The sequence below is a fragment of the candidate division KSB1 bacterium genome, from assembly GCA_016214895.1.
Lineage (GTDB): Bacteria > Electryoneota > RPQS01 > RPQS01 > RPQS01 > JACRMR01.
The window spans coordinates 121162-134548 of the sequence record JACRMR010000002.1 but is presented as its reverse complement, the minus strand read 5'-3'; the positions used below and the strand labels follow the sequence as shown (position 1 = coordinate 134548).

Sequence of the window (13387 nt, the reverse complement as noted above, 5' to 3'; positions counted from 1 at the left end):
TGCGCCGTACCTGGTTCCACCCTCTGTGTATCTGCCGCACATGTTAGGTTTCAAATTGGAACTGCCCGACCCGGCGACCGCGGATCGAGTACTTACGGTGTTGCACTCGTTGCACAACCAGTTGGCGGAGACTATTGAAGACAACTTGCCGTTGAGCGTGCGCCGAACCGGCTTCGGGCAGGACAAGGAAGGTCCGCTGCTGTGGGCGTCGGATTTGTGGCGGGAAGTGTATGGATTCAGGAAAGGGCTAAGTCTTGGGACTTACGCGGAGGGTGACTTCCCGAAGGCAGCCCGCAACGCTTATGACGAACTTGCGGATGAGCAGGACAACATAAAGTTGATCATTCGTCGTGTCAGTCTCAAACGAAAGCCTTACACGAGCAAGGAGATTGACAAGCTGAACTCTGACCTGGAGGCGCGCGGCAAGAGCACGACTCGCCTGATGCGGTTCGTCAGCCACCAGCTTCACTTAGATCGAGTGAATCGTTACAAGGCGCAAGGCGTAGTTCGTATTGGCCGCAATGATCCCTGTCCCTGTGGTAGTGGTAAGAAGTTCAAACAGTGCTGCATGGACAAGATCAAGCCGGGGAATCCGGAATACAATTGACATTGGTGATGAGCCGGCTATCTTCACACTATCATGGCCAGCATAACGGCGATTGTCGGAATCGCGGCGGCGACGCTGCTGCCTGCCTTCAGCCGCTACCGCCATCACCATCATTGTGAAGGTCACGGCGCGGCGAGAATCGGAACATAGGAACGACTTGTCTTGACTTCGCCCACCCAACTACATGGCCCTCATCGCCAGCAAATTGCGCGCAGCGTGCGATGCCGCAGATCAGGCACTTAGATTTGGCATGAAATTGAATACTCTCTGCAAAATGCAGGTCTTGGTCCTTATCGTTGGATTGATGATCACAGGCATGGGTTGTGATCATCAACGACCTGAATGGTGGAGTCAATCGCATGCGTGCAACTTGAGCATCTCCGGATGGAGCATCGACGATTGGCATTCGGGGTTTGGTGACTTCACCGGTCGAGGGCAGAGAGAAGTAGTATTCCAGGATTCAAACCATGTGGCGGTCCTGGAGGGGGATCTGGCCCGAGTCGTTTGCGAGAGGCTTCACGGGCCTTATGCTGATCAGCTCACTGTATGGCATGATTCGAGGATTGGAAAGGACCGCTGGGTCGCTCTCGAACAGGTAGATGGTGGATTCGATCTAGTGCTCTACGGCGTGGAGCGGAAAGACCCCAAAGGACCGTCTAGAATCGAGGAGCTTGGACGGTGCCAGCTCGAAGACGGCATTGATTCGCGGCAGGATCTTGCGTCCCGCAATCGTTGGATCTCCTTTGCGGGCGATTCCATGTCTCGGAATGTTGTCGTCTATGTCAGCGGTCCCGACCATCGCGGACCGGGGCATGTGTACGTCGTTGATCCCTTTCGCATGATCTTCTGCCATGATCCCATCTTGGTAGATGCCAATATCAGTGATGCGCTCTACCTCGGGGAGGGTACGCTTGTGCTGGGCAATCAGGTGCCAGATTCGATCAACGGCTACATCAGCGCTTACGATACCGCCGGCGTGATGATCTGGAGTATCGTTGTGGGGGGATTCGCCTCGGGCGGACGGCTCTATCCGGTACCCGGACGAGATGACTTGGCCATTGGACTGATCAGCCACCAAAACGAACGTGACTCCTTGCAATCAACCCTCTACCTGCTGGCACCGGCGCGGGGAGATGTGATCTCCCAACGCAATTTTGTGAACAAGATCAGAGGGTTGATCGTGTTCGGCACCACAGGTGAATCAGACATACAGATTCTAGCCTTCCCGGACAGTGGAGGGATCAGCGTTCTGGATTCGATGCTGAGTACCGTGCGAGCCGTTCGATTAGGGGGTCCGCTGCACGACATTCGCATCCCGAGATCGGCCATCGATCAGCCATATCGTCCGGTCCTCAAAGGTAGCAACGAACTTCTGTGGCTGGATCGGAAGGCCAAGGCGGGTTCCACCGCATCTATTCCCCCACTCACCGTTTGCAGGGCGTCGCCGCTGCCACCGATCGACAACGAGGAAGGCAGGTGGTTCCTTGTCGGTTACGGTCCCCAAAGTCGAAACGCCGGCTTGATCGCCTATGCGACGTTGACACGCATCCCACCGTACCGCGCAATTGGGGCCAGTGGATTGGTGATTCTGGTCGTGTTGGCAGTCGTGGTCGTCCTGCAACAACGGCGGGCGCGTGGAATGATGCAGTACGTTGCCGCATTTCGTGGCCTCGATGAGCAGGGTGCACTCGGGTTCTCCCGCGATGGCAAGTTGCTTGTTTGCCTTGGCATTGCCCGGCGGTTTTGCGAGGTCGGACGTGGTCGGCGAAGGGGCCATTGGCATGAAGTAATTCTGCCAACGTTCACGGGCCTCGCGAAGGCAATTGCCACTCTACAGAGCAGTCAGAGCGACTTTGAGCGATCCTTTGTCTTGACAGACCGCAGTGACGAGTGGATCATGCTGGCGCGCGGGAAACTGGTGGCCGATCCACGATCACGGGTGCAGCGCATTCTGTACTTGTCCCCGGAGAACCGGAGTTGGCGCCGACTGAAGGATGAAACCTTCTCCGTTCTACATGATCTGAAGGCCCGACTCGGGACATTGGCGAGGGCTTTCGAGAAGAAGGGTATGGAACGGGCGTCCCTCGCTCATGTTGTCCCTGAACTCCAGGAGATTACCGAGTCACTGTCCGAAGTGATGAAACTCGGGCAGATCCTCAATCCGCGCCAAGACCCCATCGATCTGCCCTGCACAGTAGAAGCGGTTGTAACAAAGATTAGAGCGGTATTCCCGCAGGTCACTTGGGTGATCGGCGGTGACTGTCAGGGAGTTGTCTATGGGGATGAACGCCTGATCAAGCGACTCCTTTCTGTGCTCCTTCATAATGCCGCCGAGGCTTTGGCCGAACAGGACGAGTCCGTAGTTACGATTTCTGTTAACAACGATTGCTACCGGTTTGATCCGAGTCGGCCGACGCTGGAGCAGCCGGCAGTTGCTCTTGAGGTGGCTGACAACGGACCGGGCATGCCTCCAGAAATGCTCAGTCTGGCTTTTGCCAAGCCGATCAGCTCGAAAGGAGACACTCGGGGGCACGGGTTGCTCGATGTGCGGAAGATCGTGGATGCGCATGCCGCCGGCCTTGTTTGGACATCAACGAGTGCCGGTACAGTCGTTCGCATCTATTTCCAACAACTCACGGCATGAGGATTCATGATGGGACCGCTTCATGTGCTGGTGGTGGATGATGATCCCGCTCATGGCGAAGAAACCCGCCTTGAACTGGAACGCCTCGGCGCCAACGTGGCAGTTGCCGACACAGTGGCGCGCGCGCACCTGGCCTTAAATCATGCCGGCATCGATCTCGTACTGCTCGACGTATTCTTGCGGCCAGGTACTCCCGACAACAGCGACAGCCTCGCGCTGGCGGCGGCCTGTTCCGCCCGCGGCACGCCGTGCGTTGCGATTTCCAGCCTCGCGGACTGGCGCATTGTTGAACGGTTTGAGCGCGCTGGCTGTGTGGATTTCATCGAGAAACGTTCAGCTGGAGATCTTTTCGATGGAGCGCGCCTCGCGCATATACTCCGGTCCGTCCGGCATGACCCAACTGAACCATGGCACGCATACGGTCTCGTCGGTCACGGACCGGCCATGCAACGCTTGTGGACGCAAATCGAAACCGCGGCAGCCGGAGATGAGCCGGTTTTGATCATCGGATCGACGGGGTCAGGAAAAGAACTCGCAGCCCACGCCGTTCATCGAGTGTCGCGGAGATCAAGGCACGAACCGTTGGTCCTCAATTGCGCGTCCCTTCCCGATTCGCTTGTGGAAGCGGAACTGTTCGGCTTTGTCAAGGGCTGTTTCACCGGGGCCACGCACGACTTACCCGGTTGGTTCGAATCCGCGGAAGGTTCCAGTCTTATCCTTGATGAAGTGGGTGATCTTTCCCTGCCTGCACAGGCGAAGGTATTGCGCGCCCTTGAGGCCGGCGAGATTCAGCGCATCGGTGACCGTGCCCGTCGTAGTCCGGATATCAGGTTATTGTATGTCACCCAATCCGAACCCGTTGACCTGCACGCGCAGGGAATACTCCGGGAGGACCTTCGGTTTCGCTTGGAGAACAGCTATCGCGTCACCGTTCCTCCACTGAAAGAACATAAGGACGACATCGTTGCCCTTCTCCACCACTTCATCAAGCCGGATCGACCGTTGGACATTACAACACGGGCAATGGCGCGGCTAAGGGAGCATGACTGGCCGGGCAATGTTCGCGAGCTGAAGGGCCTGGCGCTGCGGATCCGGGCACGGCTTCTGGCTCGGCGCAGTTGGACTGTAGAGCTGGGTGACGTGAGCGGACTCACAACTGTGCCAGAGACAGATTCAATCCCCAGCGAGCCGACTGATCTCTCTGTTACGGGTGGGCCTCTGGGTTCGAGATTCGCGTGGAACGTCATCTTGAACGCCCTGATCCGCAACCGTGGGCATCGCGAGAACACCGCCGGCGATCTCGGTGTCGATCGCAAGACGCTGGTCAACTGGCGGAAGCAAGCACCGCCCGAAGTTCTGAAAGAACTCGAGCGCCACGGGATTCGCTGGTAGGCATTCCTCGAAACTCCCCGACCATTCCTCACGATTCCCCATCGCCCAGCGGTGGGGAATTCTGTTGCCGCGATGTTTTCGCGGTACTTATGCCATGGCTTCAAGGAGGCAAAGAAATTGCTATAACATCAATCAGTGTCATGAACGAACTCCTTCACATCACCGTCATGGAGCCTGTCACGGGCAGGACGTTTCCGGTCGAAGTCCCCAGAGGAGCTGACATCGCCGAGCTTCGTCGCCGCATCGCCGCTGCGCTGGCAGTAGTCATGGAGACCTATGAACTGTACAGCGAACGAACAGGCAGACTCCTGCCGCGTGATCCACAAAGCCCAGTTGACGTGCTCTCGGATGGCGAGATACTGACATTGCTCTCTTCACGCTAAGCAGACACGTTGGGCAACCCATCAACGCGACCTCAACGTGCTTCATGCAGCAATCCCGCTCGCGACAGGCGTAGTTAGAATCTCCCCCCAACTTCAATGCATAGAAAGGTCCTCTCATGAAATCAGCTTGGACTCGATGGATGGTGGTTCTCATCGTCGGAATCACATGCGGCGCTGTCTCCGCCGCCCCGTGGACGAAGTACTCAGGCAATCCCGTGATCGGACCCTACACGGGCGCGCCGTGGGTAATTTACGACAACGGAACCTACCGGATGTGGTATATGGCAGGGTCGATTGTTGATGAAGACATTTACTACAGCGAGTCCACTGACGGCATCAATTGGAGCAGCGGTCAAGTCGCGCTCTACCTGCCGGGAGTTGAACTCGGAGCCAGTTCTGTAATCAAAGAGGGAAGCGTGTACAAGATGTGGTACGTGACCAACGCCGGTGTCTTCTTGACTACATCATCGGATGCTCAGAATTTCTCCGGCGGCCAAATCGTATCTGGCGTGACGGGCATTCTGCTGGCTGTGCTGCAAAACGGACCGCAGTTCTGGGGATGGGAGTCCTTGAACGGAGAGATATACCGTGCAGTTTCCAGTGACGGACTGAACTGGACGGAGGATTCACAACCTGCACTTCAGCGTGGAGCGACTGGTGAATGGGACGCGGACGATGTAACGCCCGGTTGTGTTGTTCGCGCAGGCAATCGTTGGTACATGCTCTATGTTGGAGACTCTGGATTCGAAAATGACCGCATCGGCTTGGCGACGTCCACCGATGGTCTCCTCTGGGAAAAAGACCCCGGGAATCCCATTGTCGGACCGGGCATGCCGGGCTCGTGGGATCAGCATCAAGTCACTGGTGGTTCGACCGTTGCACGTGGCAACCGACTTGAAATCTGGTACACCGGGAACATTGGTAGTGGCGGCAACCAGAATGCGATCGGGCACGCCTGGGCCTACGCCAACGAGAACGGCACGGTCAGGATGATGTCAGGTGCGGTTAGTGGCACGCCGGTGCAGGATGGTGTTCTCGAGTTGACGGTGATGCCCGGACAGTTTCTTGACGGTTCAATCTCTGTGGAAGCGGACAATTACCTGGACGCGAGTGCTGTGGTGCCGCTCTGTATGATCTGGAATTGGGACACCCGCGAGACGGCGCACTCGGTCATCAATGGCTGGATTCCTCCCGGGGTGAGCACGCACGAAGTCGCGCTGAACCTGACAGCTCCCACGACGCCGGGAACCTATTATGTGACGTTTGCACACTCGGGCGAGTTCTCCAGTTCGCAGGTTGCCTCATTAACGAACTGGGCGGTAGGCTACGACCACTGGAATGACGGCGCCGATATCGCGGATTGGGACTCAGTGCGCTACGCGGAGACGTTACTCCATGGGGCAGCGATCTCACCGTACGAATTCACCGATGGGTACCATGAGCGCTGGGTTCCCGCAGGCATGATCAGAGTCGTAGTAGAGTCCGGGCCACCGCTGGTCTGCGAACCCGATCCCGAAGGCCAAGGCTTGCGCTGCCGCGGTACGATAACCCGCGAAATGAGTCCGTATATTCCGGAGTTGGCCATCAACGTTCGCACCGGTGATACGTTGCGGATCGAACCCGGAGCGGTTCTGCTGCTGGCCGGTGGCTGGTTGGTTGCTCGTCCCGGCGGAACCATTATCGCAAATCAGGCCCAGATCGTTCAGCAGATTACCGGGAACTGCGGGCCTCACTGCCCGTGCGGTATCAACATCGAAAGCGAGGGCGCCGCATACTTCAGGCACATGCGGGTCAGCGTCGCGACGCCCTGCGGTTTCGGCAACGCGGCGATCCTCAATTGCACCGGCCAAGGGGGCGTCGGGGGAGTTCTGAGCATTCACCGTTCAACGGTCATCAGCGGAGGAAGCACCATCGTTAACTGCGGGACGCTCGATTCCTCAGCGGTTGAACTGGTGGCGGTTCATCCCATGGAGAATGGAACGGTAGAACTTGTAGGAGGGGAGCTCAATGGTACTCCGGTGGTGAACAATGTGCTCGAGATCACAATCGGTGCCGGACATCCCATTACCGGAACTGTCACGGTCGAGGCCGACAACTGGCTTAACGGCAGCGCCGTAGTTCCGCTCGTGGCGGTGTGGGGATGGGACGAGAATTCGACCAGTTATCAGACCATCAGCAACTGGATTCCCACTGGTCTCAGCACCCATGACGTCGCTTTGAGTCTCACGGCCCCGGAGGAACCCGGAACATACTACGTTACGGTCGCTCATTCCGGAGAATTCACCGGCGATCAGGTCGCCTCACTCACCAACTGGAGCGTGGGGCAACCGCACTGGAACGATGCCCTTGATATCGCCGATTGGGGAATAGACAAATACCTGTTCACGCTGGCGAATCACGCGGCTCTGGCTCAGTACGAGTTCCCGGAAGGCTACACCCCATGGTGGGTTCCGGCGGCCATGATCAAAGTCGAAGTCATCGATTGCACTCCCTTCCCTCCACTTCCGCCAGAGATCGTGGTGCTGCCAAACGGTATGGATGCGGAGATTCACTGGTCACCCGCTCAAACCGGACATCCTGCCTGCCCAGCGGTTGTCGACGCCTACCTCGTGTGGTATTCACCTCAGGTGGAAGGTCCATTCTACTTCCACGGTTACACGAGCGATACCACCTATGCGCATCATGGTGTGATCCGATTTGCGAGCAACATGTTCTATCAGGTCGAGGCCTATTCCGGCTCGATGTCGGCTGTCTTGCGGATTGAAGTGGACACTCCACGCGAGACCGCGATCGCGCTGCTTGGTCGCAATGAATGAGGCGATTGGAACCGATCACACAGTCCGTGATCGAGGTGAAGAAGTTCGTGCGCGAAAGCCCAATGCCATCTCGCAATAGCTCGTGTGAGCGGAATAGCTTTTGGTGACAGAGTTCGACAGGCTCCTCAGCAATGGGGGGCCTGTTTCACGAGCGGTATCAGCCAGCATAGACCAACTGGTGCGCGAGGCATCGCGGCTTTTTCATAGTGCCATTTCGATCACAGGTAATCAGACCTTGTCAGGTTCAATTGCTGTTTAACCTTCACTTGGCTCGGGTTGAAACGAAATTATCCATTTGACGAGACAGAGACACGCACTTGACAATTCGTATATGCCTCTATACATTATTTGTTGAAACGTCTGTTAGTCATCCACTCTAACGCGGAGGTTGTGATGAAACGAATATTACTCGACACCTGTGCGATTCTGTCGCTGATGGTCGCTCTGCAAGCGATCGCGGAGGAGATTCCTTTTGCGGTAACCGGCGAGGAAGCTCGACCGTGGATGGCTGCGCCGATCTACACCAATTCAACTGGTGCCGATGTTACGGTGGCGGTCGCGAATCTCGGGGGAGCTCTTCACTACTGGTCAAACTCACCGAACGATGATTGTCTTCAGGACCCGTGTGGCTACTTCATCAACAATCCACCGTGCCCCTATCCAAATGGGGACAACTTAGGCCCCTGCGGTATTCAGAACATAGAAGGCTGCAATTGCATGTCGCTGGGTGCGCGAATTGATCCCGACGGTGGCACTTGGAACATCGGCTGCGGTGGATCGCGGGTTCTGCATCCCGACCAGAGTCTCATGCTGGGGATCAACGATCATGCTTGGTTCTACTACGACAATTTCGGGACCTATACGGGCACGTTGGTGGTGACGACCTCAATTGTATCGCCATTTCGAGTGACGTCCGGAACTCACACCGAAACCGAGAATCTCGAGCAGGCGGTGTCAAACGAATTCGGTAGCAACTACCGCATTGCCGACTGGAACGACATTGTTGCCTACTGCGCAAGCCATTCGGTGGACGATTTCATCAGCTCGATTTCGTGGCAGTTAGGCGAGGAGAACTCACTGATTGTTACTCGGGATGGTCAGCATTTCTATGGCGGCGGAAACCGACACTATTACGCCACACGCTTCGATCATATCCCGAATCCGTGGTATCTGATTCATGCAAACATCGACAACAACCACATTACCCTCGGCTCGTGGATGGGCTTGCATATGCCGATCCTGTGCATCGGGGGTGACTGTCCCAATGGCTCGATGAGTGGTTTTGTCGAGAATGAACTGCATCAACGGCTGGTAGGAGCGGATGTGACGCTGCATCGCACCGATCAACCGGGGACCGATTACAACGTTCAAACGAATGGGAGCGGCGATTACAGTTTCCCAAGCGTGATCGCCGGGACTTACACAATCATCGTGCAAATGGCGGGTTACCAGACCATCAACCAACCCAATTGGCAGATTGACTGCGGCCAGACACCATATCTGGGGCTCATGATGCATCCGGACGCTCCGCCGATCGATCCGTTGTTGGCCCTGTACGCGCCCATTCTGCATTACAGTAATACTGACCTTGACCATGGTTGGATACCAACGGAAGTCCAGATGATGACAGATGCGTCAGAACTCGAACAGTGTCCGCGCTGGAATCCGATTCCACTTAGCTGCGACGTGATCAACTCAAGTCCCTCGCCGAGTTCGCTTGTGCGCGATGGCGACGATGATCATCAGTGGCTTGTTATGCGTGATCCAGAGAACTCCAGCGCGGCAGACTACACGCCGACCGTTTATTGCCGACGGACCCAGAAGTGGGACGGGTCGAACATAGTGCTTCAGTACTATTTGTTCTATCCTTACAACGACTACTATTTCGCGGCAGTATTTGATATGGACCATGAAGGCGATTGGGAGTTCGTCGAGGTCGAGCTTGATCAGTCTGGTCAACAAGTGCTCAATGTCGTCACCGGTGTCCACTGGTTCTTCAACCAGAAACAGCCTGCAGACATCACATGGACTGGGACTCATCCTAATGTGTGGGTGGCAACTGGAAGTCACGCATCTTATCTGACAAACACCTGCCCCCTATCTGTCGGCAACTTCATTCCAGATGCTGTAGCTACCACGATTCTAATTGCGTACGGGGTGCCGGCCACGGTAGGTGCGGGGGTTGCCGCTACTCTGGCTCGAGTAGGAATAGCAGTCTCTGCGGCCCAAGCGAAGTTGCTGATTGCAAAGGTGATTGTCATGCTCGGCCATGAAGGGCTGAACCATTTGGTAAGAGCGGTAGAAAACGACCTGCCTCAACCGCTTGTCGATCTCTGGGATGCGTTCAGCCGAACAGCACCCCTTGACCAGATTAGTGACAACAGCCAGCATTCACCCGATCAGTACAATCTAGTGCCATTTGACGAATCTCGCGGCTGGGCGCGCTGGCGAGGACACTGGGGCTCTTACCTTGTCGCGGGCCATGGACCGTTCTACAACGGACCGAGAGGGCCTATTTCCCAATGGGAGTACAGCAATCCGATGTTTCTTCTCATCGTTCCGAGACCTCTACCGTTCGGTGACTTCGGGATACACCCGCTCTTCGTGGTCGATCTCGCACTCGGATCCCCCGCCCGCCTAAGCGTCGTCGATGGAACGGGCAGACGAGTCGGCAATGTCGAAGGCAACACGATCGACGAAACCGGAAACTCGTTCTATTTCGCTTACGCCGACTCCCAGTGGCTCAATCTCTATGAACCCGAGGATGGGCAATACCGGATTGTGCTGGAAGGGACTGCAGCGGGCATGTACCATCTGACCATGCGAACTTCAGAATCCGCCGAGCGCGAACAATTCTATACCGAGGGACCCATGTGGATCGGGCGGACCGTCGAGATTCCGTTCCAGTTGGCTTCTGATTCGCAAGGCGGCCATCACATTGATATCGTTCCGCCAGCCGAAAACAGCTGCAACGACCAGTCCCCGCAAACGTACACGGCCACCGCGCTGCTTCCGCCAACGCTGACCGCGCCGATGACCGCGAGCGGATTGCGTCTGCAATGGACGCGCGTGCCGGGTGCTGACTTCTACCAGATTCTTCGCGGCCAGCAGTTTGATCAATTCGAACCCGTTGAAACCAGCTTCGATACGTCGTGGGTCGAGTCGCCCGGCATCCTCACCGGATCACCGCGCGGGTTCTACCAAATCATTGCCAAGCGCGCGGTAAGTGAGACCCTGCAACCTGACCAGACCGACTTGCTGGCGTACTGGGTGATGGAGGAAGGCAGCGGTGTAACCGCTTGGGACGTTTCCGGCAACGGGCATGAGGCCACGCTGCACAACGCCGACTGGTATGAGTACAGTGTCGATAGCCACATGTGCTTCGGGCTTGGCTTCGGCAACAACAAATGGGCGGATGTTGCCAACCACGATATGTTCTACATGGCGCCGCTGCAGATTGACGCGCACATGAAGATTGACGAGCTCCCGGCGGGCTCGCCGTCGTACATCATCGGCAACTCGCGCTATGCTCCACTGAACGGAGGCTTCTCGTGGCGGATCGAGCCGGATGGAAAGCTCGTCGCAATGGCATGGAACGGCAACAGCTGGAATCAGCTGCGATCCGTCGTACCGATCATGCTCGGCGAGTGGTTAACGGCGACACTGATCATCAGCGGCGACGAGTCATTGATGCTGGTCGATGGGACCGTCGTCGCCGCCGGACGGCTGCTATTCAGTTCGCCGAACAACGAAATGCCGCTCACGATCGGCGCTTCCGCCCTGCCCAACGGCGCGCACCAGTACTTCCTGCGCGGACAGATTGCTTGGATGAAGATGCGCGAGCTCATACATCCGTAAGGCGTTCGCCTGCTTTCGAGTAGGCAGGCTCCTCAGCAATCGGGATCCTGACTATCGTCCGGTGCGACCAAGCTATTCCTCTCCCCGACCCTGCGAGCGCGCCAGTGGGTAACCCGTCCACATAAACAGCCATTCCCTGACCCATTTGGGGAAGACTGGGTCACATTTTGGTCGGCATTTGTCGGCACTTGCGTGACCCAGATTTGACCCAGCAGTCGCACCGTGCGCGAGCAGGTTAGTATTATCAATGGTTTAGAAGGCCATTTTTGTGGACCTTTCAAGTTGGCAACACGGGTTCGAATCCCGCACGCGCTACAAGAATAAAAACAAAGGGTTAGCCTGATTCGCTGACCCTTTTCCTGTTGGCACAGAATCCTTTGGCCGGTTCAAACGTCTTAGATTCATGGCGGACGTGACCAAGCTCAAATCTTAGAATTCGTGTTGTTTCAGCGACTCAAGCCCGATGTGGTGGCCGCGCTCTGCCGGGACTACTATCCCCGCGTGTATCGCTATGTGGCCTATCGCCTCGCCTCGCGGGAGGACGCGGAGGATCTGAGCAGCGAGGTGTTCTTGCGGCTGCTGGGTTATCGAAGCCCCATGCGTCTGTCGGCATTAGCGCTGTGCTACAAGGTCGCCGAGAATCTAATTATCGACTACTATCGATCCCGCCAGCGCCGCGCGCGCCTGATTGATCGGGACGCTGAAGTTGAGCTGCTGATCGATCCCGACCCGCGCGCAGATCGAGAACTTACCGGGATTGATCTGGTCAACGGACTTCGTCGGCTAACCGGAGAGCAGTATCAGGTGATCATGCTGCGATTCATTGAAGGCTATGCGCTCGAAGAAGTCGCCGCGCAACTGGGAAAGTCAATCGCGGCCGTGAAGTCATTGCAGCATCGCGGATTGGTCTCACTGCGGGAGTTCATCATGGAAACACCAAAGAGCACTAAACATGAGCGCGCCTGACGACCTCGAACACTCGTTGCAGAGTCCCGGAGCTTCATCCGCGGATCTCGCGGTCCAGCAACTGGCTGATCTCGCCGAACAGTTGCGCGCGTTGCCCGTTCAGGAACCTCATCCGGCCGCGATGGTGGCTTGCTTGCAGGCCATTGAACAAGCGGCGCGACCCGCGGCGGTCGATCGCCCGCGATGGGGTGTGCACTCGCATCGCTGGGCGTGGGTCGGCGCGGCGATGTTTGTGCTGTGCTTCAGCGCGTGGGGCTCGGTCAACTTGTCCAAGCGAAGTTTGCCCGGTGATGTACTCTATCCTGTCAAGCGCGCTACGGAACGTGTTTGTCTGATGGTAACCACCGATCCGCAGGCCCGTTGCAATCTGCGCATGCGCCGCTCGGAAGCCCGCTTGCATGAAGCGGTGCTCACGGCCCGCCTGGGTCGCTTTGACAGCCGCACGGTCAGAGAACTGATTCAGGAGAATGGACTCACGCTTTGCGAGATTCAGGCCTGCAATCCGACTGACCGGGGCGCCGCACGGCGGTTTGCGGGAGCCTGCAATGCACAATCCGGCATGCTCGGAGCGGTCATCTGCGATTTGCGCGGCGCCGACAGTGCACTGGTTGATTCGGCGATCAAGTTTTGCATGGCTACGGGCGGCCGCTGCTGCATGATCGAATCATGCACACCTGAAACTCATCTCAAACCATAGAATCCACCCCCTTCATTCTCACAA

Annotated in this window: 8 protein-coding genes; all 8 read left to right on the top strand. The window is 56.9% G+C overall.

All coding sequences use genetic code 11. The features are described 5' to 3' along the window. Positions 1–40: 40 nt before the first annotated feature. Positions 41–607 carry an SEC-C domain-containing protein gene (locus HZB60_00505; GenBank protein MBI5058242.1) on the top strand — a complete coding sequence of 189 codons (567 nt, stop codon included), beginning with the start codon at positions 41–43 and terminating at the stop codon, positions 605–607. 757 nt (positions 608–1364) lie between these two features. Continuing rightward, positions 1365–3251 carry a hypothetical protein gene (locus HZB60_00500; GenBank protein MBI5058241.1) on the top strand — a complete coding sequence of 629 codons (1887 nt, stop codon included), beginning with the start codon at positions 1365–1367 and terminating at the stop codon, positions 3249–3251. Positions 3252–3257: 6 nt separating this feature from the next. Beyond that, complete coding sequence (locus tag HZB60_00495) at positions 3258–4643, top strand: sigma-54-dependent Fis family transcriptional regulator (protein ID MBI5058240.1); 1386 nt, start codon at positions 3258–3260, stop codon at positions 4641–4643. Between the two features lie 140 nt (positions 4644–4783). Beyond that, positions 4784–5026, top strand: a complete 243-nt coding sequence (locus tag HZB60_00490) for a hypothetical protein (protein ID MBI5058239.1) — start codon at positions 4784–4786, stop codon at positions 5024–5026. Positions 5027–5166: 140 nt separating this feature from the next. Beyond that, a complete protein-coding gene (locus HZB60_00485) occupies positions 5167–7842 on the top strand; it encodes a hypothetical protein (protein ID MBI5058238.1) in 2676 nt (891 codons plus the stop codon). A gap of 393 nt (positions 7843–8235) precedes the next feature. After that, positions 8236–11700 (top strand): carboxypeptidase regulatory-like domain-containing protein, encoded by a 3465-nt coding sequence (locus HZB60_00480; protein ID MBI5058237.1) that lies wholly within the window; start codon positions 8236–8238, stop codon positions 11698–11700. A 438-nt stretch (positions 11701–12138) separates the two neighbouring features. Continuing rightward, positions 12139–12666 carry a sigma-70 family RNA polymerase sigma factor gene (locus HZB60_00475; protein ID MBI5058236.1) on the top strand — a complete coding sequence of 176 codons (528 nt, stop codon included), beginning with the start codon at positions 12139–12141 and terminating at the stop codon, positions 12664–12666. Then, positions 12653–13363: a hypothetical protein gene (locus HZB60_00470; protein MBI5058235.1), complete on the top strand. Its 711-nt coding sequence runs from the start codon at positions 12653–12655 to the stop codon at positions 13361–13363. Before HZB60_00475 ends, HZB60_00470 begins: the two co-directional genes overlap by 14 nt. Positions 13364–13387: the final 24 nt, after the last annotated feature.

Bases quoted from the DNA above. Each gene is read 5' to 3' on its own strand.
- HZB60_00505 (MBI5058242.1), top strand. From the start codon at position 41: ATGTTAGGTTTCAAATTGGAACTGCCCGACCCGGCGACCGCGGATCGA.
- HZB60_00500 (MBI5058241.1), top strand. From the start codon at position 1,365: ATGTCTCGGAATGTTGTCGTCTATGTCAGCGGTCCCGACCATCGCGGA.
- HZB60_00495 (MBI5058240.1), top strand. From the start codon at position 3,258: ATGATGGGACCGCTTCATGTGCTGGTGGTGGATGATGATCCCGCTCAT.
- HZB60_00490 (MBI5058239.1), top strand. From the start codon at position 4,784: ATGAACGAACTCCTTCACATCACCGTCATGGAGCCTGTCACGGGCAGG.
- HZB60_00485 (MBI5058238.1), top strand. From the start codon at position 5,167: ATGGTGGTTCTCATCGTCGGAATCACATGCGGCGCTGTCTCCGCCGCC.
- HZB60_00480 (MBI5058237.1), top strand. From the start codon at position 8,236: ATGAAACGAATATTACTCGACACCTGTGCGATTCTGTCGCTGATGGTC.
- HZB60_00470 (MBI5058235.1), top strand. From the start codon at position 12,653: ATGAGCGCGCCTGACGACCTCGAACACTCGTTGCAGAGTCCCGGAGCT.